General features: G+C 46.2%; 15 protein-coding genes. 9 read left to right on the top strand and 6 right to left on the bottom strand.

Annotation, left to right across the window (positions count from 1 at the left end; all coding sequences use genetic code 11):
• Positions 1-206: 206 nt before the first annotated feature.
• The 7 genes from QUA13_RS22880 (at position 207) to QUA13_RS22850 (ending at position 11,594) form a co-directional block, all read left to right on the top strand.
• Positions 207-440 carry a hypothetical protein gene (locus tag QUA13_RS22880; protein ID WP_333202175.1) on the top strand — a complete coding sequence of 78 codons (234 nt, stop codon included), beginning with the start codon at positions 207-209 and terminating at the stop codon, positions 438-440.
• A 957-nt stretch (positions 441-1,397) separates the two neighbouring features.
• The gene (gene dnaK / locus QUA13_RS22875; protein WP_172190135.1) at positions 1,398-3,314 is read left to right on the top strand and encodes a molecular chaperone DnaK; all 1,917 of its coding nucleotides are present in this window, start codon (positions 1,398-1,400) and stop codon (positions 3,312-3,314) included.
• 197 nt (positions 3,315-3,511) lie between these two features.
• A complete protein-coding gene (locus QUA13_RS22870) occupies positions 3,512-4,024 on the top strand; it encodes a DUF4112 domain-containing protein (protein WP_333202173.1) in 513 nt (170 codons plus the stop codon).
• A gap of 612 nt (positions 4,025-4,636) precedes the next feature.
• A complete protein-coding gene (locus QUA13_RS22865) occupies positions 4,637-5,239 on the top strand; it encodes a PadR family transcriptional regulator (protein ID WP_172190133.1) in 603 nt (200 codons plus the stop codon).
• Positions 5,240-5,516: 277 nt separating this feature from the next.
• A complete protein-coding gene (locus tag QUA13_RS22860; protein ID WP_333202171.1) occupies positions 5,517-7,304 on the top strand; it encodes an efflux RND transporter periplasmic adaptor subunit in 1,788 nt (595 codons plus the stop codon).
• Positions 7,305-7,682: 378 nt separating this feature from the next.
• The gene (locus QUA13_RS22855) at positions 7,683-10,886 is read left to right on the top strand and encodes an efflux RND transporter permease subunit (protein ID WP_333202169.1); all 3,204 of its coding nucleotides are present in this window, start codon (positions 7,683-7,685) and stop codon (positions 10,884-10,886) included.
• Between the two features lie 438 nt (positions 10,887-11,324).
• Positions 11,325-11,594 (top strand): hypothetical protein, encoded by a 270-nt coding sequence (locus QUA13_RS22850; protein WP_333202167.1) that lies wholly within the window; start codon positions 11,325-11,327, stop codon positions 11,592-11,594.
• A 158-nt stretch (positions 11,595-11,752) separates the two neighbouring features.
• On the opposite strand, the gene QUA13_RS22845 is transcribed toward QUA13_RS22850, so the two are convergent.
• The 3 genes from QUA13_RS22845 to QUA13_RS22835 all read right to left on the bottom strand — a co-directional run bounded on the left by QUA13_RS22845 (position 11,753) and on the right by QUA13_RS22835 (position 14,725).
• Positions 11,753-12,394: a hypothetical protein gene (locus QUA13_RS22845; protein ID WP_333202165.1), complete on the bottom strand. Its 642-nt coding sequence runs from the start codon at positions 12,392-12,394 to the stop codon at positions 11,753-11,755.
• Positions 12,395-12,415: 21 nt separating this feature from the next.
• The gene (locus QUA13_RS22840; protein ID WP_333202163.1) at positions 12,416-14,461 is read right to left on the bottom strand and encodes a pentapeptide repeat-containing protein; all 2,046 of its coding nucleotides are present in this window, start codon (positions 14,459-14,461) and stop codon (positions 12,416-12,418) included.
• 132 nt (positions 14,462-14,593) lie between these two features.
• A complete protein-coding gene (locus QUA13_RS22835; protein WP_333202179.1) occupies positions 14,594-14,725 on the bottom strand; it encodes a DUF433 domain-containing protein in 132 nt (43 codons plus the stop codon).
• Positions 14,726-15,141: 416 nt separating this feature from the next.
• On the opposite strand from QUA13_RS22835, the gene QUA13_RS22830 reads away from it, so the two are divergent.
• Complete coding sequence (locus tag QUA13_RS22830; protein ID WP_333202161.1) at positions 15,142-16,170, top strand: hypothetical protein; 1,029 nt, start codon at positions 15,142-15,144, stop codon at positions 16,168-16,170.
• Between the two features lie 60 nt (positions 16,171-16,230).
• Here the strand turns inward: QUA13_RS22830 and QUA13_RS22825 are convergent, their stop codons facing one another.
• The 3 genes from QUA13_RS22825 to QUA13_RS22815 all read right to left on the bottom strand — a co-directional run bounded on the left by QUA13_RS22825 (position 16,231) and on the right by QUA13_RS22815 (position 18,063).
• Entirely contained in the window at positions 16,231-16,479 is a 249-nt protein-coding gene (locus tag QUA13_RS22825; protein WP_333202159.1) for a transporter suffix domain-containing protein, read from the bottom strand.
• Positions 16,480-16,821: 342 nt separating this feature from the next.
• Positions 16,822-17,640: a carbohydrate ABC transporter permease gene (locus tag QUA13_RS22820; protein ID WP_333202157.1), complete on the bottom strand. Its 819-nt coding sequence runs from the start codon at positions 17,638-17,640 to the stop codon at positions 16,822-16,824.
• A 231-nt stretch (positions 17,641-17,871) separates the two neighbouring features.
• Positions 17,872-18,063: a hypothetical protein gene (locus QUA13_RS22815; RefSeq protein WP_172191004.1), complete on the bottom strand. Its 192-nt coding sequence runs from the start codon at positions 18,061-18,063 to the stop codon at positions 17,872-17,874.
• A 70-nt stretch (positions 18,064-18,133) separates the two neighbouring features.
• Between QUA13_RS22815 and QUA13_RS22810 the strand changes: the two genes are divergently transcribed.
• Positions 18,134-18,826 (top strand): aldehyde oxygenase (deformylating), encoded by a 693-nt coding sequence (locus QUA13_RS22810; RefSeq protein WP_333202154.1) that lies wholly within the window; start codon positions 18,134-18,136, stop codon positions 18,824-18,826.
• The last annotated feature ends 85 nt before the right edge of the window (positions 18,827-18,911 follow it).

Below are 18,911 nucleotides of genomic sequence, written 5' to 3'. Positions count from 1 at the left end.
CCGTTGCCGTTGGAGTATGGACGTTTGCCGGTCTTTGGGCGAGCGCACTTTTTGACCTGCTTAGTCTAAACTCCAATCGGTAAAAAATAGCAGTTAAATAGTCTGTCAGGGCGGACTTTATACAGCTAGCGGCAGGTTTTGACCTGTCGCTTTTTTAGTTATAAAAATAGCAGCAAAGCAATTTGAGTAGCGCGATAAATAGCAAAATGCGATCGCTCGTCTCAACCGGAACCAGTACCGAAACCCGACGCTGTTGGTGGGCTTACCTATTTGTCCTAGACGAATTCATTGCCGAAGCCGATGCTACGATCGACCGCCCCGCAGCTTATAACAATACGCCTGCTGCACTGTCCGATCGCGATCGAGCCTTTTTACTGTCAGTCATCGAACACCCGCCAGCAACGTCTGAAGGATTCCTCGCATTATTGGCAGATTATTAAACAGAACAGTAAAGCGAGTGAATTAAGCTATTAACCGTCTAGAAGATATAAACCGAAGTACGAGCAGTCTTAGAAAAGACCCATTCAATTTGAGAAATACATAATTAGATACCTCTCTCAAACGATATGCAAAGCAGAAGGATCGGCTCGGTACTGCTAGAACTTTTGTAGCTTTAGCAGGTGAAAATAACTAGACAATAGCAGGCTATTATGCTTGCAGCGCTAATTTACTCGATCGCACCCAGCTAGCAGCTAACTGTTGCGAGACAATCTCCCCAACTATCCCATCCTATGCTCGTTGCGAAACAGGCAGTCGATCGATGCAAGGTAGAGGCTTGGGAAAGCGGTTACTACGTCATGCGTTCGAGAATGCACTGAATTTATCCCAAAATATGGAAATTTAGGCCCTCAGAATAGATCTTATAGACGAACCAGCTCAAGAATTTTACAAAAAGTGCGGTTTCTTGGAGTCTCTTGATACTCATTTTTCACTCTTTATTCTCATGAGTAAAATTAAACACGCAGCAAATTGGTAGCTCTCTAACTCATGACTCTAACTGATAAATTTTACTTTTATTTTGCAGCCGAGCGAGCGATCGTCCGAACCAGCCCAACAAAATTTATACACATAAGACGGCAAATACAACACAACGTATACGGTTTGCCACAATACCCGAATCGCTCGCACCCCGTACATTAGGAAGAGTAAACAAAAGCAGTCGAAAGCTGTAGCGGTGCAAGCCTCACGGATGCAACCGTCCCTCAACAGGTTCGGTAAATACCCCTTCATCGCAAGGTCTACCGCCCGCAGTATAGAGATAAGCACCCTATCGAAGACTGTATTAAAGCAGGACTCAGTACCCGTAAACCGCGAGGTAAAATCGCAGTCCTGAATAACCAGACTATCGCACAGATAGAACACCAAAATTTTGTAGAGATTGGAGCCGGAACACCCCTATGGGAAAAGTAGTTGGAATTGACTTAGGTACGACAAACTCCTGCGTCGCAGTTATGGAAGGCGGCAAACCCACCGTCATAGCCAACGCCGAAGGGGGTCGCACCACACCTTCCGTAGTAGCATATGCTAAAAATGGCGATCAACTTGTCGGACAAATCGCCAAGCGTCAAGCCGTGATGAATGCCGAAAACACCTTTTACTCAGTAAAACGGTTTATCGGGCGTCGGGTTGATGAAGTAACCCACGAAACCACTGAAGTTTCATACAAAGTCCTCAAAGTCGGCAACAGCCTTAAACTAGACTGTCCCGCCCGCGGCAAGCAATTTGCCCCAGAAGAAATTTCTGCACAAGTTCTCCGCAAACTGGTAGAAGACGCCAGCAAATACCTCGGCGAAACAGTTACCCAAGCGGTAATTACTGTTCCTGCTTACTTCAACGACTCCCAGCGCCAAGCTACGAAAGACGCTGGTAAAATTGCCGGGATTGAAGTGCTGCGGATTATTAACGAACCTACAGCGGCCGCTTTAGCTTACGGATTAGATAAAAAGAGCAACGAAACCATCCTCGTATTTGACTTAGGTGGCGGTACTTTCGACGTATCTATTCTAGAAGTGGGCGACGGCGTATTTGAAGTGCTAGCAACTTCTGGAGACACTCACCTCGGCGGTGACGACTTCGACAAAAAAATCGTCGATTTCATCGCTAATGAATTCCAAAGAGCCGAAGGAATTGACCTCCGCAAAGACAAACAAGCACTGCAACGCCTGACGGAAGCAGCAGAAAAAGCCAAGATTGAACTTTCGAGCGTTACCCAAGCAGAAATCAACCTGCCGTTTATTACCGCGACTCAAGACGGGCCAAAACACTTGGACACAACTTTGACGCGGGGCAAATTTGAAGAACTCTGCTCAGATTTGATCGATCGCTCTCGCATCCCCGTAGAAAATGCGATCCGGGACGCCAAATTAGACAAATCTGCAATTAATGAAGTCGTCTTAGTGGGCGGTTCTACACGTATTCCGGCGGTGCAAGAACTGGTCAAAAAAATCCTCGGCAAAGACCCCAACCAAACGGTAAACCCGGACGAAGTGGTCGCAGTCGGTGCAGCAATTCAAGCCGGCGTGCTCTCCGGCGAAGTCAAAGACATCTTGTTGCTTGACGTTACCCCGCTGTCTCTTGGCGTCGAAACCTTGGGCGGCGTGATGACCAAAATCATTCCCCGCAACACCACAATTCCTACCAAGAAGTCGGAAACTTTCTCGACTGCTGTAGACGGCCAAACAAACGTGGAAATTCACGTTTTGCAAGGCGAACGTGAAATGGCTAATGATAACAAGGATTTGGGAACCTTCCGCTTAGATGGAGTTCCTCCAGCCCCCCGTGGCGTACCTCAAATTGAAGTTACTTTCGATATCGATGCTAACGGTATTTTGAATGTAGCTGCTAAGGATAAAGGTACTGGCAAGGAGCAATCGATTAGCATTACTGGTGCTTCTACTTTGCCCAGCAATGAAGTCGATCGCATGGTGAAGGAAGCCGAATCGAATGCTTCTGCTGACAAGGAACGTCGCGAAAAGATCGATCGCAAAAACCAAGGCGATTCTTTAGCCTATCAAATTGAGAAGCAGTTGGCAGAATTGGGTGATAAAGTTCCCGCTGCTGACAAGACTAAGGTTGAAGGGTTGATCAAAGACTTGCGCGATGCGATCGAGAGTGAAGATGACGATCGCATCAAAACCTTGACAACCGAGTTGCAGCAAGCGTTCTACGCTGTCAGCAGCAACCTGTACCAGCAAGCAGGCGGCCCGACTGACGGCCCTGGCGGCCCTGGCGGCCCTGGTGGCTATGGAGACGGCGGCCCCACTGGCGGCGGCGACGACGTGATTGACGCCGACTTCACTGAAGGCAACAAATAAAAGGCTAAATTAAAAGCCTCCAGCTAGAAGCAAGAAACCCGGTTTTGAACAGAAACCGGGTTTCTGTGCATTCAAAAACAAACCAAAGCCGATCGCCCAAAGTCAGTAAAAATCTGCTTGAGGCATAGTGAAAAAACTTGAATATGCTTCAATAAATATCATAAACTAGCAGTAATATCGCAATCGAGAGCAATTAAATGTCACGTTCTCCTCTACAAAATTCCTCCCCCAATACTCCCAGTCCATCTCATGTAGCATCCTTGCGCCGACTCCGCCGGGTCAGCCATTTACTAGACAATGCAATTCCGATTCCCGGCACAAAATACCGCATCGGACTCGATCCGATATTGGGACTTATACCGGGCGGCGGCGATTTTATCAGTTCAATCTTTGCAGGCTATGTTGTCTTCAAATCCGCTCAAATGGGAGTGCCTCAAGAGACTTTAGTAAAAATGGCTGCTAACATCGTATTTGATACAGTCGCCGGCACGGTACCAGTGGCCGGAGACTTGTTGGATGTTACTTGGAAAGCTAATGTCAAAAATATAGAATTGCTGGATGCTCATTTAGGTTCCCCCGAACCTGGGAAAAAAGCCGATTGGCTATTTGTGGCGGCGTTGCTGTTGGGTTTGATGTTAATTGTCGGAGGTGTAATTTTCTTGAGCGTGATGCTTTTTGGGTGGTTATTTCAAGTGATTACAGGGCGTTGAGTTTTGGTTTTAGGATAAAGAGAAATTACTCTATCTGTGTCAGGTCGATCTCATCTGGTATAAATTGTACTTAAACAATTAAGTTTTAGTAGGATGACTGACCAGTAAAAACATCGGGATTTAGGATAATTTATGCTTGACAAATAATTTCTAACTATGAGCTAGGAAAAAACTGTTAGGTGTTCTAAAGAATCTCAAGTAATACTAAAATTTCTCAGGGTTTTAAAATTCAACCAACCCATGCCAAGAAAAGTTCTGGTGCTCTTACTCAGAAGAGATATGTGCCAGAAATCGGACTTATTGAGCAGAGTCTATTAAAGCACTTCGGAGACATCAAAGACCAAGCAGCATCTGACTTGTGTCAAAAGTGAGATGCTGCCGTTCCTCTGACCGAAATCGAGGTGGATCGGCACTTCTTAGATTTCAAATGGGTTCTATAATATAAAGCGATCGCCCTCTCTTGACCTAAAAAATATATCTTAAGAGTATTGACAAATATTATTAAATGTGTATCTTATTCTTGAGTTTCTTTTAAATTAGCTATTTACGCGATCGCCCTTGAGTCCGATAATATAGTGATATAATGCAGACTATAATATCAATTTGATATAAATGCTTGAATTATCAGCCCTTGGGCTGCTACAGTGGCAACCCCTGCACGGCTATCGGCTAAAGCAACAACTGGAGCTGTTTATGAGCAGTTGCATCAGCGTCAACTACGGAGCGATTTACCCCTTGCTGAAGCGCTTGGAAGAGCGAGGGGAGATTTCGGTAATTGCCGAAGAAGCCGGAGATGCGGGCTGTCCGCGCAAAATCTACGGAATTACCGCCAAAGGGCGCGAACTCTGGAGGGAAAAAATGCTCGAACACCCTCAAGAAAGCTGGGTTAACAGCGGTTCCCGGTTCCAAATCAAGTTTTTCTTTTTTGGCGACTTAGAACCGGAAGAACGGATGAAATTGTTGGAACACCGCTTGCGAGCCTGTTACACCCGGCAAGACTACATCGAAAGCCTCAAGAGCGAATATCCACTAACCGACGACTATCAATTCGCCTCTCGCGATCGCTGCAAGTCAGTGCTGGCGTCAGACATAGAGTGGTTAACCGAGCAACTAGCCAAGGAAAAAAGCGCGATCGCAGGAGTGCGTGACTCCCCAACCTCCGCTGAATCCGGCGACTCCCAGGGAAAAATCCTTCTAACTCACCCACTCAGGTAAGCCATAAGAAGGATGTCTTATCTTCCATGGAAAGCGTAACTTTTGAAAGATAAAAAACAACTTTCCTAAAAATAATCACCCCCGGCTTGACTAACTGCGATCGGACTAAAGCCAAGCACAAACCCTAACCCCATTAAAAAGGGACTTTCCAGATTCCATCCCTTTTAAAAGAGCTTTCCAAATTCCCCCCTGTTTGAGGGGGGCGCCGAGGGAATCAAAGATCCCGCCAAAGTCTCAGTAAGTCAGACGTTAAAAAAAAATCTAAGTGGTGCTGCCAATGAGTTATTCTAAATCCCCAGAATCCGTGGTTGAAGCTGAAGAGCAAAAATCTGCCACACCGGAACTTCACCCAACCGATGCAGAAGCAGACAGCGATCGACCGCAGGATTTGGCCCCCGTTGCCGATAGCCCCGAACCTGTCGCTAAACCGCGATCGCGCTGGCCCCTAATTGCCGCGATCGCGATCGTCACAGGCGCAGCAGCTTTCGGCTGGTACTCGTGGCAATCGGGTCATAATCGCGCGCAGCAACCGGCAGCAGCAGCCCAACCCCAAGGCATACCAGTCAAGCTTGCAGCCGTACAAACCAGCTCAGTCCAAGATTCCTCGGAATTTGTCAGCAGCTTAGAAGCCAAGCGTTCGGTAGAAATCAAACCCGAAGCAGAAGGGCTAGTCACGGAGATTTTTGTCAAATCCGGGGACTTCATAAACCAAGGGCAACCCATCGCCCGCATAAAAAGCGACAGCGCCCAAGCTGACTTGAGGCAATCCCAAGCCAACCTGATTCGCGCTCAATCGCACTTAGCAGAATTGCAAGCAGGAACTAGGCCCGAAGAAATCGCCCAAGCTCAAGCCCAAGTCGCCCAAGCCCAAGCCAACCTAGCCCAACTGCGATCGGGCAGTCGGCCAGAAGAAATTGGTCAAGCCCAAGCCCGCGTTTCCCAAGCTGAAGCCGACCTCGCCGACGCCCAAACAGGTAGCCTCTTAGAAGACATCGCCCAAGCCAGAGCGCAAATAGAGGCAAGCACAGCCGAAGCAAAGTTAGCCAGCCAGCAGCTTGCCAGATATCAGGCATTGGCACGAGAAGGGGCAGAATCCGCCAACACCCTCGAGGAATACACCCAAAAAGAAGGCACCGCCAAAGCCAATCTCCGAGAAGCTCAAAGGCGGTTCCAGCAGCGGCAAAAAAACAGACAAGCCGAGATAGAGCGCCGGACAGCAGCTTTGCAACAGCAGCGGCAAGCTTTGCGGCAATTGCAAAACGGTTCGCGTCCAGAGGAAATAGCCAAAGCCGAAGCAGAAGTCGCACAAGCCAGGAGCAGATTAGCCGAGTTAGCCAACGGTACGCGCCAAGAACAGCTCGATCAAGCTGAAGCGCAAGTTGCCGAGGCCGCCGCTCAAGTGCGCGGCTTTGAAGTACAACTGCAAGAAACTGCTGTCATCGCGCCCTTCGCGGGAGTCATTGGCGACATACCAGTGAAAGTAGGTGATAACTTGCAAAAAGGTGATGCCATTGCCACCCTGACTGAGAACCAATTGCTAGACTTGCGGTTATCAATTCCTTTGGAACGGATGCCTCAATTACGCTTAGGGTTGCCAGTACAAATGCTCGACGCTCAAGGTAAGGCGATCGCCCAAGGTCAAATCAGTTTTATCTCCCCGAACGTCAGCGCCAATTCCCAAACAATTTTAGCTAAAGCCACCTTTCCCAACCCCAGCGGCGAACTGCTTAATCTCCAGTTTGTAAAAGCTAAAGTCATCTGGAAACAGAACCCCGGAATTTTAGTTCCAGTAACAGCAGTCACTCGCTTAGGTGGGCAAACTTTTGTCTTCACAGCTCAAAGGCCGGAACAGCCAAAACCTGGAATGCCTCCTTTAGTAGCCCGACAAAAGCCCGTGAAATTGGGAGCCATTGAGGGGAATAATTATCAAGTTATCGAAGGTTTGCAAGCCGGGGAAAAAATTATCACCGCAGGCATCCTTAACCTGACTGACGGCGCTCCGATTATGGCTCAAGAGGAAGGGAAAGGAGCCGGGGAAAAATTACCAGTAGAAAGCAAAAAATAAGGTATGTTGTTGCGCTTTAGCGCTCTTAATTCGCCTCTTAACAATACTTCGGACAGTTTTTTAACGGCCCTGTAAGCCTTACGGAGGAAGCCCTGCCATTTTTAACGGATTTTCTGAAACTTAGCGCTGAACTTAAACCTTGAAAAAATAGTCCAGCATATAGCCAGCAAGGGTTTAGGACACTAGACTATATCTAAAACTGTCCGAAGTATTGCTCTTAAGAGGGCTGAAATGCAACAACGTACCTTATGTATGTGAAACTACTTGATTGCTCAGCTCTTAAAAAAGGGGAAATTTTAATTTTTGACGTAAGTCTAATTAGGCATTAGGAATTAGAAATTACGAATTATCAACTAACAACTACCCATTACCCAAATAATGTTTGCAGATTTCTTTATTAAACGACCAGTCTTTGCTAGCGTCTGCGCCTTAATTATTATCTTGGTAGGCGCAATTAGCATTCCGAGCCTGCCTATCGAGCGATTCCCCGACATCAGCCCCACCCAAATCAACGTCACAGCTAACTATAGCGGGGCGAGTGCTGAAATTGTCGAAAATGCTGTTACGAACATCCTAGAAAGGCAAATCAACGGTGTTGAAGGACTCAAATATCTAACTTCCAGTAGTAGTAACGATGGCACCAGCACCATCACAGCTACCTTTGACCCGTCACGCAACAAAGATATCGCCGCCGTCGATGTTCAAAATCGAGTTGCAGTTGCTCAACCACAACTACCAGATGCCGTACAGCGCACAGGAGTTAGAGTTACAAAACAATCTACAAGTCTCCTATTAGCGATCGGCTTATTTACAGAAAATAAAGAATACGACACCATATTTTTAAGCAACTACGCTGACCTATATTTGGCAGATGCCTTAAAACGGGTAAAAGGTGTGGGCGAGGTACGAATTTTTGGGGAACGCCGCTATGCAATGCGTTTATGGATAGACCCCAATAAATTAGCAGCTCGCAGTCTCACAATGCAAGATGTAACGAGCGCTCTTAACGAACAAAACTTGCAAGTTGGTGCTGGGAGAGTTGGTCAAGAACCTGCTCCACAGGGTCAAATGTATCAAATTGACTTGCGTGCTGAAAGTCGCCTCAAAGAACCAGCAGAATTTGAAGAAATCGTCCTCAAAACAGAGACAAATGGAACGTTAGTTAAATTAAAAGATGTGGGGAGAGCAGAACTAGGGGCAGAGAATTACAGCTCATTTCTGCGATTTCGAGGCAATGATGCAGTAGGTTTAGGGATTTACCAACTGCCTGGAAGTAATGCTTTGAATGTTGCCCACGCCGTCAAAACCGAAATGGAAAAACTAGCGGTTGGTTTTCCTCCGGGGTTGATCCATAGAGTAGCGCTGGACACGACTTTGTTTGTAGAAGAGTCGATGGCAGAAGTAGTCAAGACATTATTTGAAGCAGTCTTGCTAGTGGTGATAGTGATTTTTGTTTTCTTGCAAGACTGGCGCACAACTATTATTCCTACCGTCACAATTCCAATTTCTTTGATCGGGACGTTTGCCTTTATCAAAGTTTTCGGATTTACTATTAACAGTTTATCTCTGTTTGGTCTGACATTAGCGACGGGATTAGTGGTTGATGACGCTATCATTGTAGTAGAAAATATTGACCGCCTGATCCGCCAAGGTATGAATGCCCGCGAAGCGGCTTTTGAGTCTATGCGGGAGCTTTTTAGCGCTGTAATTGCGACTTCTTTAGTGTTGATGGCAGTGTTCGTGCCAGTGGCATTTTTTCCCGGAACGACAGGAGCGCTTTACAAACAATTTGCGCTGACAATTGCTTTTTCAGTATTGCTTTCTACCTTTATTGCAATTACTCTTACGCCCTCACTTTCAGCTATATTATTACGTCGAGGTCAGAAGTTTGGGGGCCCGCTAGGTTGGGTTTTTGACAAGTTTAATGGAGTTCTCGATTGGGTACAGCGGCAATATCGCAAATCCTTAATATTTCTCACAGGGATTAAGACTATTGTCACCCTCGTGTTCATCGCTTCTCTGGGAGTAACAGCTTGGCTTTATTTATCAGTCCCCACAGCATTTATCCCGGAAGAAGATCAGGGCTATTTTCTGACAATTATTCAAGGGCCCCAAGGTGTTTCGCTGCAATACACTCAGAAAGTAATGGATCAAGTAGAAGAAGAAATCCTAAAACTTCCTGAAGTTGTCGGAACTTTTTCAGTGGGTGGATTTGGTTTTAGCGGTAGCACTTCTAATCAAGGCATTATATTTACTACACTTAAAGCCTGGGATGAACGTCACGGAGAAGATCAAACTGTACAAGGGATTATTAATAAGTTGCGGGGTAGATTTGGGGCGATTCCAGAAGCTAGAATTTTCCCGGTGAATCCGCCAGCTATTCAGGGTTTAGGTCAATTTGGAGGCTTCCAATTTCAATTGCAAGACCGCAAAGGTAATAGCGGTTTAGATGCTCTGGTTGAGGCGATGGGCGGGATTTTAAAGCAGGCGAATCAGACGCCCGGATTGCAGGCGGTATTTAGTACGTTTGCTGCGAATACGCCTCAGTTAATTGTGGAAGTTGACCGCAATCGGGCTAAGGCTTTGGATATTTCTGTTAATGATGTTTTCAGTACGCTACAAACGGCTCTGGGTGCTCAGTATGTGAACGATTTTAACCTCCAGCAGCGCAATTACCGGGTTTATGTCCAGGCGGACAAACAGTTTCGTGATAACCCTGAAGATATTGGGAAATTGTATGTGCGTTCTGGAAAGAATGAAATGGTTTCTTTGAGCAATTTGGTGAAGATAACTCCGGTGGTGGGAGCACAAACTGTTAACCACTACAATTTATATAGGTCAATTGAAATTACTGGCACTCCGGCTCCGGGATCGAGTTCTGGACAGGCGCTAAAATCGATGGAAAAGGTGTCGGCTGAAGTTTTGCCCTCGGGTTTTGGCTATGAATGGTCTGGGAGTTCTTTAGAAGAAATTGAGTCCGGCGGTCAAGCACCGATTATTTTCGGTTTGGGGCTGATTTTTGTGTTCTTGGTGTTGGCGGCTCAGTACGAAAATTATGTCGATCCTTTCATTATTTTGCTGGCGGTTCCTCTGGCGATTTTAGGCGCGCTTTTAGCTCAGTCGTTGCGGGGTTTGGCGAATGATGTTTATTGCCAGATTGGTTTGGTGATGTTGATTGGATTGGCTAGTAAAAATGCGATTTTAATCGTGGAGTTTGCGAACCAGTTACGGGAGCGGGGATATCCAATTGCTAAGGCGGCAGTTGAGGCTTCTCAAGAGCGTTTACGACCGATTTTGATGACTTCTCTGGCTTTCATTTTGGGTATTGCTCCTCTAGTTAACCCAGAAGGTGCGGGTGCAGCCAGCCGCCGCTCGCTAGGGAATGCGATCGCGGGGGGGATGGTTGTTTCTACTTTCTTGAGTTTGTTTATGGTGCCGGTTCTGTATGTGGTGGTTGTCTCGGCTCGCGATCGCTTTAAGAAGCGCGATCGCCCGCAAAATCCGCCCGAGGATGGCACAATTTTGAACGGCAAAACGACTCCCCACGAGGAGATTGAACGCGATAAAGTATCGCCGTTGTAGTTGGTAAGTTGAAAAGGCGATCGTTTTGTGAGTCTCATTGGTGCGATCGCCCAAAACCCCCCAATCCCCAATCAAAACCCCCAAAGTCCCCAGATTAGTCCGGGACTCAATTCTTCAATCTAAAATCCAAAATCCCAAATCTAAAATCCAAAATCTAAAATCTAAAATCGATTGACGGGGGCCCCCATCTGCGGCTACGCTTTGAAGTGAGAGGTTGCTTGCTTGTAGAGGAGGCAGCCCGCGTCGCCCAAAAATCTAGTTGCACTGCCCAAAGCTGCTCGTAACAGCAATGGACAGCTAACCGCCAAACTGATCACAGCAGTCTGGAGGCTAACGGAGTATCTTAACATCCTCTGTAGCCGCCCTGCTATGTGTTGAAATGCGGGGCGGCTGGGTTTTTGGGTTTTTCTAGAAAACCCAAAACCAGGAGAACATAATATGTCACAGGAATTCTTACCTGACGACAACAAATTCGATCGCCCAAATGACGACTCAGCAACAGTATGCGAACAGGAAGTGGTGCTGCTAACGGTTGTCGGTTCGCCCAAAGGTGTCAGGGAAACCATACTCACTTTGTATCGGCTGGGATTTGCCGAAGTCGGCGATTGGAGCCCCGTACAACGTGCAGCCAATCCGAAGCAGGTGATGAGCGTGCTGATCCGTCGTTCGCGGGCTAACGGTACACCGCCGAGAAAATCTGGACGCTAAGCTGCGCTGTCATTCTGAGTGAGTAGCTTAGGATTTACGCACGGGTGGTCAGAAACCGGGTTTTTTACGAGAATACTTCGTTGAAACGCGCAGATTTGCGAAAAAACCCGGTTTCTTTGGTCGAAGTGTGTAAGTTCTGTCTGAATTTATGAATAATTTTAGGGTAAAAGTAAGAGACTTGCGATCGCGGGCAACAATTTACTGCAAGCTTCCACCAACGTCGCCGCACTAGGTAAACCAGCAATAGTCCCTTTCAAAATTTTCATTGCCGTTTTCCCCGCTTTTTGCATTGTACTTTCTTGGGGATTTTTCCCTACTTCTGCCAAAGTTTTTACCTGTTCCAATGCTTCAGCTTTATCATCATCAGATAAATCAGTTTCAGCCTCGATCGCTGTTTGTAACTCAGTCAGTAATTCTTTGATTCCCGGTTCATCTGGTTTAGCAGAATCAGATAATTGATTAATTGTATTGGCAACAGTACCGCTGATATCACCTAAACTTAACGCTCCTGCGCCGCTAGCGTTAACGGTTCCACCTGTAATTTCTATCTTGCGACTTTTGTCGATTTGGTCACTCATAGCTTTACTCACCGATATAGATTTCACTTCATTAGTAATCTTAACATTAACAGGTCGCGTAGCCAACAACTTTAGAAGTTCATTTAGCTCCGAACATTTCTGACGGTAAAATGCTATTTCTCTATCTTTAGCTTGCAGTTCATATTTATGCTTAGCTTCTAAATCTTTTATGATTTGCTCATATCCTTGTATCATTCGAGCCAGACTTTCGTCATTTTGCATGGCTTGGCTAAGAGTTTATGCTTACTTATCCTCCTGAATGATATTAATCGACAACGGTTGTTTAGCTAAAATCTCATTTATTTCTCTCAGTTGCTCTATTTTCTCGCGATATAAGTCAATTTCATGATCTTTGTATTTTAATTCAGCTTTGTATTTTTCGGCGATCGCCCTTAGTGACGCAACATCCTCTGATTGGGATATCGACTCATCTTCTTGACTGGGATTAGTGGCAGAATCAGGCAACTGCTCCATCGTATTGGCTGTTGTACCGTCATTATCTCCTAAACTTAACGAGCCGGCACCGATAGCGTTAACTGTTCCGCCGGAAATTTTAGCTTTGCGACTTTGGTCACTGTTATCGCTTGCGACTTTATTCTCTGCCGTAGATTGATTGTGATTGTGATTGTTAATTATAAGACCTTTACCAAATACTCCTTTCATTAATTCTTCAAAGACATCCACATAATGTTTTTGAATACAAATAATTTCATCTTTAGCTTTTAATTGCTCGGCTTGTCTTTGAGCTTCTAGCCTTGCTTGATAAACTTCGTCCCAAATTTGCTCAACTTTACCCTTACCCGTTCCTTCTGGAACTTTGATAGTCAGTAAAATATCGTTGTCTTTCTTCTCAACTCCTTGAATTGACTCCGGTTTAATGTCGGGAAATTCTTGCATTAACTTCTGAAAAGCGGCGACAAAAGCTTCTGGATTAATCCCATCTTTGAGGAGGATTTGCACGGTTTCCATAATCTTTTTATAGACTTTCTCGAAATTCCCCGGTTCAAAACACTTGTTGATGTGGTGAGGGCGACGTTCGCGATCGCCAGTTCCCGGTTGGGGATATTCTAGAAGATAAACAAACCGACAGTCAACGCGATCGAGCTTTGTATTACCGTCAATATTCCAAGCTTCCAAACAAGCACCTGTAAAACAAGCCTCTGTAAAATCTGTTGCCAAGGCTTGAGTTTCAGTGAGGTTTGCCCATTCCAAATTAGCTTGATGCAAAGTTGCTTCGTTGAGATTAGCCTGCTTGAGATTAGCCTCGTTGAGATTAACGCCTGTCAGGTTTGCACCTTGGAGATTCGCACTAACATAGGATTTTTTGTAGCCATTGCCAGTGATGAGTAATTCTCGGATGCGGGTATCAGCTAATATCGAATTACCGACTCGCGCGCGATCGAGTTTTTCTGTATTGCGGAAGCAAGTGCGAGTGAGATTAGCTGTTCTAAAATCTGTACTTTTGAGGGTTGCCTCAGTGAAATTGGCATCAGTTAAATCGGCATTGCGAAAGCTAGTGCCACCTGTCGTGGCAAAGGCAATGGCGATCGTGCGAATGAAAGTGTGTTTCTCATCTCCAGCCAAGGCACGCCAAGCAACGTAAATACCTAGTCCTGTCGCTGCCACTGCCACTGCCACTGCCACTGCCACTGCCACTGCCACTGCCACTGCCCCTACCCCTGCCCCTGCCACTACCACTGCCACTGCTCCTGCTACTGCCCCTGCCACTGTCCCTGCCCCTGCCACTGCCCCTGCCCCTGCCACCGCCACTGCCACTGCCACTACTGCCGCTGCCCCTGTCACTGCCGCTGCCCCTGCCCCTGCCACTGCCCCTGCCACTGCCACCGCTGCTGCCCCTGTCCCTGCCCCTGCAGCTCCCACTGCCACTGCCGCTGCCCCTGTGGCTGTCGCTGGCACTGCTGCTGCCCCTGCTCCTAGACCTTGGCGGATGGTAGCTATAAAGAAGATTGCCAAAACTATCAACACAACTACACCGGGAAGAATGGTGTACTGTTTGATGTTATCTGGAGTGAAAAAAAATGCTACCCAAAAACTAGCAAGGGCTGACATCAATCCCGATATTAACGATAGAACTAGCGAAATAGTTACTAGAAAAATTGTCCAGTGACGTTGCAGTCCAGCTTTGGCACGGGTGAAGTCAGCTTCTCTGAGGATGGCATTGGTGAAGTTTGCGCCTCGGATGTCTGCATAGCTGAAGTTTGCACCTGTGAGGTTTTGACCTTTGAAGTTGCGGCCTCGGAGATTTTTACCGGAGAAGTCTTTGAGCATGATTTCACGCAGAGAGATAATATTATGTCCGGTCAATTAATTACTACTACAGTGCGAGCTTCTAGCTCGCGAGCCTTACGCTCTTAGTATACAATCATTATTAGCGATTACCGAACCTAATATGATAACTATTTAAGAAAAACTCAAACAAGCCAAAATATCCTCTTGGGTAAGATAGGGAAAATCATCTAGGATTTCTTCATAACTCATCCCAGAAGCGAGATATTCCAACACGTCATCAACCGTAATTCTCATGCCTTGAATACAGGGTTAACAACCTCGCTTACCCGGTTCGATCGTAATGATATTAGCGATGTCTTGTTCTGAACTGGCACTTTTCCTTTAGCTTATTTTCTCAATTCTAGGCTAACAAAGGGATAGAGCACTCCTAACGTTTGGTAGTTTCCAGCATTTTATTAGTTCCTTTAATTTCATAATTCACTTTAACTCAATCCCCGCACAGCCAGCACTCGCATCAAGTCCCATCAGGGGCGTACCCGGAGTCATTTTGGGTATCTTTTCGCCGATCGCCCTCCATCGTGCAATAATAATATGACTTGCACAAAAACTCTATTAGTAGGGTGAGCATTCCCCCACTTACTACTACAGGTAGCGTCTCAACTGTCAACCCGTGCATATTCCCACTTAAACCGGCTGTTGCACTACACAATTTTTTCCTAATGGCTGAAGTCCCCCTAAATCCCGCAGAACTTGCAGAAGCCCTCAACGGCTTTACCGATATCAATTTCCAATTGCCAGACCCCGAAGACGAACAACTACCAGACTTTGATTTTGAAAATCAGGTTGACAATGCCTGGAAAGTGTGCGATCGCTTCGACTTGCAGACCGACATTTGGCGGGGACGCATTCTCCGAACAGTTAGAGACAGAGAAAAAAAAGGCGGCGAAGGACGCGGTACAGGGTTTTTGAACTGGCTCAAAGAAAGAGAAATTGGCAAAAGTCAAGCCTATTCTTTGATAGAATTAGCTAATAGTGCCGATACTCTGATCCAGCAAGGAGATTTAGACCCAAATTCCATTAGAAACTTCAGCAAAAGAGCCTTTGTAGAAACCGCCAAAGCATCTCCAGAAGTCCAGCAAATGGTAACAGATGCAGCAGCAAATGGCGATCGCATCACCCGCCGCGAAGTCAAACAACTCTCCGACGAATGGATGGCAATGAACTCAGATTTATTGCCAGAAGAAGTCAAAGAAAAAGCATCTAGCGGTTCTTTACCTTCCCGCTACCTCGCTCCTTTAGTCAAAGAAATGGAGAAACTCTCCCCATCTCACCAAAGCGAAATTCAAAAAGAAGTAGCAGAAAATCCCGACGTAGATACTGTCAAACAGCTAACATCCGACGCCAAGAACTTATCAAAATATCTCGACGCCGCCGCCCAAGTGCAAGCTCTCAATCAGTCTCATTTAGACATGGAAATGGCCTTAGAAGAATCTTTGCGAGTAGGCTGTTTGGGAACCACCGCCGACGTTGTAAAACAAGCCGCACAGCTAGAACAAACAGTAGTCAAACTCTACACCATTTGGAAACGCTTAGGCAGTTTGGCAGATAGATTGTACGTGGATACAGGAGCAAGCACACCCAATTTGCGCTTGCTTTTGGGATGCTTAGACAGTCTTTCGGGAGAAAAGATTGAAGTGGATTTTGGAGACGGAGAACGCTCTATTCGCTTGCAAATTTTCAGCGAATAGCTCAACCTTGACCGCAGATAAACACTAACTTCCAGGCTCATTATCGGCGTCTAGCCCTGTTCATCTACGGTTAAAATTTCTGATTTTTTTCCAAAGATAGCGGGGATTCAAGTAACGCCGATATTTGGTAACTACTTCTTTCCCCAACAGCAGCACGCTAATCCAAAAACAAACTTCTGCCCCAACAGCTAAAACGACAGATAAAGTAGTTTTTTGGGTAATGTCCAGCGGCAGGAATGGCACAACAAATAAGACTGCTAACCATGGTACAAAAGATACGATAAATAAAAACAAACCGAGCTTCTGCATAGATTCACATAATACAGCTTTAATATCCCCTTTATATCTTAGTCCACTTAAAGTAAACTTCGTTTGTATATAGCAATCCTTGCAGGAGTCGTAAATGTTTTACCCCACCCCAACTTTCCCCTTACCAAGGGGAGGGAGTAAGAAATTCACAAATGATTTAGGATTGCTATAGTAGCGATTTCAATCGCCCAGTAACTACAAACTCACACCTGGAACCAATGTCAGCAACAGGCAAGATGCCCGTTCCTTAAGAATATTTAGTATTTGTGGAACAGGCATCTTGCCTGTTCTTGAGAATGGTTCAACAAATGACTACAAACTTAATTGCGAAGCATTTCCAACTCAATTCTTAATCCCCGTCGCCGCAATCCCCCGTATAAACTGTCGTTGACCGGCTAAAAACAGCAACACCACCGGTACAGTTCCAATTACCACCGCCGCCATTAACAACTGCCAACTGCTAGTAAACTGTTCCTGAAATTCGGCCAGAACCAACTGCACAGTCCGCAACTCGGGCCGCGTCGTAAACACCAGCGGCTTAAACAAATCATTCCACTCCCCGATAAACGTAAACAAAAACAGCGTCACCAAAGCAGGGCGGGCCAAAGGTAACATCACCTGCCACAAAACCTGCCAGCGGTTAGCCCCATCCAGCATTGCCGCCTCCTCCAACTCCACCGGAACAGTCATAAAATACTGGCGAAGCAGAAAAATCCCAAAACCGTTAGCCGCCGTAGGCAAAATCAGCGCCCCGTAAGTATTCAGCAGATGCCCCCACTTCAAAACCAAGAAAATCGGAATCACCAAAAGCTGAAACGGAATTACCAGCGTCGCCAAAACCCCCAAAACTAAGGCCTGTCGCCCCCGAAACTTCAACCTGGCCAAAGCATAACCGGCCAAAGCAGAAGTCACAACCTGAAAACCCGTCACTGCCAGCGCCACTAGAGTAGAATTAAGGAATGCCAACAAAAAATTGCCCCGTCGCCAAGCCTCCTGATAGTTCGCAAAAGTCAGACCTGTGGTCTTGACACCCACACCAGATGGTGATAATGAAAGCAAAAATACAGCAGCCAGCGGCAGCAGCACCAGCGCAGCCCCCGCCAGCAACAAAATAAAACTCAGCAATTCCAGCGCTTGAGACCTGTCAAAGGATTTACCCATAAATTTGTGAATTAACCTAAAATAATAAGCCTGTGAGGTTCTCCAACCCGATCGCCTCCCAGATTCCCATACCACAACATAATAGTCGTAGAGGGAAAGAAGGAGTACCTAGGGAGGAAGTTGTGGTTAGGATATGATGTTATAGATAGAGTTGGTACTGTAAAACCCTGAAAGGTGGAGACATAGACCGTATTTCTATCATCTATTTCCGGGCAAAAGATCGACTAACGACTAATTCAAGTAATTAGTAAATAGATAGCATTCTAGCGATAGTCTTTCTGGAGTGTTCGACGGCAAAAGTCCGCCAAACACGCTGAGGACGCCAGTTTTTCCCGGAGCGTCAAAGAAAAGTTCTTTGTCGAAAGAATCCTCAGCTATAATCTCTGATTTAGATGGGGTGCGTTCAAAAAAGGTAAAGTGCACTGTCACTGACCCCCAATTTTAAAGGGGTTTCCAAACATCCCACAAGCTTATATGAGGAGACTACATATCTATGCCCCAGCTTGAGGCCAGCCCAACAATTGACTTTCAAACCGAAACTTACAAAGATGCTTACAGCCGCATCAACGCCATTGTGATTGAAGGCGAACAAGAAGCTCACGATAATTACCTGACACTGGCCGAACTGTTGGCTGACAAAAAAGCAGAGTTAGTTGGCTTGTCCAAGATGGAGAACCGCCACATGAAAGGCTTCCAAGCTTGCGGCAAGAATCTCAAAGTCACGCCGGACATGGCATTTGCCAAGGAGTTCTTTTCGGAACTGCACAGAAACTTCCAAACGGCCGCTGCTCAAGGTCAGATTGTAACTTGCTTGCTGATCCAATCGCTAATTATCGAGTGTTTTGCGATCGCAGCTTACAACATCTACATCCCCGTCGCCGATGACTTTGCTCGCAAAATCACCGAAGGCGTCGTCAAAGAAGAATACAGCCACCTCAACTTTGGGGAAGTCTGGCTGCAAGCTCACTTTGAGGAATCCAAAGTCGAACTAGAAGCCGCCAACCGCCAAAACCTGCCCATCATCTGGAGACTGCTAAACGCTGTCGCAGACGATGCCCGCGTTTTAGGAATGGAAAAAGACGCTTTAATCGAAGACTTTATGATTGCCTACGGCGAAGCCCTAGGCAACATAGGCTTTAACAACCGCGATATCATGCGGATGTCAGCACAAGGCTTAGCCGCCTAGTTAATTAGGAAATAAGGAATGGGAAAACAATTAAAAATGAAAAATGAAAAATGGGATACCTCATTTTAAAATATAAATTTTTAAT

The organism is Microcoleus sp. S28C3, assembly GCF_036700785.1.
In the GTDB taxonomy this organism is placed as follows: Bacteria; Cyanobacteriota; Cyanobacteriia; order Cyanobacteriales; family Microcoleaceae; genus Microcoleus; species Microcoleus asticus.
Note: the sequence above shows the minus strand (reverse complement) of the source record. Positions and strands in the feature narration are given on the sequence as shown.

Bases quoted from the DNA above. Each gene is read 5' to 3' on its own strand.
- QUA13_RS22880 (WP_333202175.1), top strand. From the start codon at position 207: ATGCGATCGCTCGTCTCAACCGGAACCAGTACCGAAACCCGACGCTGT.
- dnaK (WP_172190135.1), top strand. From the start codon at position 1,398: ATGGGAAAAGTAGTTGGAATTGACTTAGGTACGACAAACTCCTGCGTC.
- QUA13_RS22870 (WP_333202173.1), top strand. From the start codon at position 3,512: ATGTCACGTTCTCCTCTACAAAATTCCTCCCCCAATACTCCCAGTCCA.
- QUA13_RS22865 (WP_172190133.1), top strand. From the start codon at position 4,637: ATGCTTGAATTATCAGCCCTTGGGCTGCTACAGTGGCAACCCCTGCAC.
- QUA13_RS22860 (WP_333202171.1), top strand. From the start codon at position 5,517: ATGAGTTATTCTAAATCCCCAGAATCCGTGGTTGAAGCTGAAGAGCAA.
- QUA13_RS22855 (WP_333202169.1), top strand. From the start codon at position 7,683: ATGTTTGCAGATTTCTTTATTAAACGACCAGTCTTTGCTAGCGTCTGC.
- QUA13_RS22850 (WP_333202167.1), top strand. From the start codon at position 11,325: ATGTCACAGGAATTCTTACCTGACGACAACAAATTCGATCGCCCAAAT.
- QUA13_RS22845 (WP_333202165.1), bottom strand. From the start codon at position 12,394: ATGCAAAATGACGAAAGTCTGGCTCGAATGATACAAGGATATGAGCAA.
- QUA13_RS22840 (WP_333202163.1), bottom strand. From the start codon at position 14,461: ATGCTCAAAGACTTCTCCGGTAAAAATCTCCGAGGCCGCAACTTCAAA.
- QUA13_RS22830 (WP_333202161.1), top strand. From the start codon at position 15,142: ATGGCTGAAGTCCCCCTAAATCCCGCAGAACTTGCAGAAGCCCTCAAC.
- QUA13_RS22825 (WP_333202159.1), bottom strand. From the start codon at position 16,479: ATGCAGAAGCTCGGTTTGTTTTTATTTATCGTATCTTTTGTACCATGG.
- QUA13_RS22820 (WP_333202157.1), bottom strand. From the start codon at position 17,640: ATGGGTAAATCCTTTGACAGGTCTCAAGCGCTGGAATTGCTGAGTTTT.
- QUA13_RS22810 (WP_333202154.1), top strand. From the start codon at position 18,134: ATGCCCCAGCTTGAGGCCAGCCCAACAATTGACTTTCAAACCGAAACT.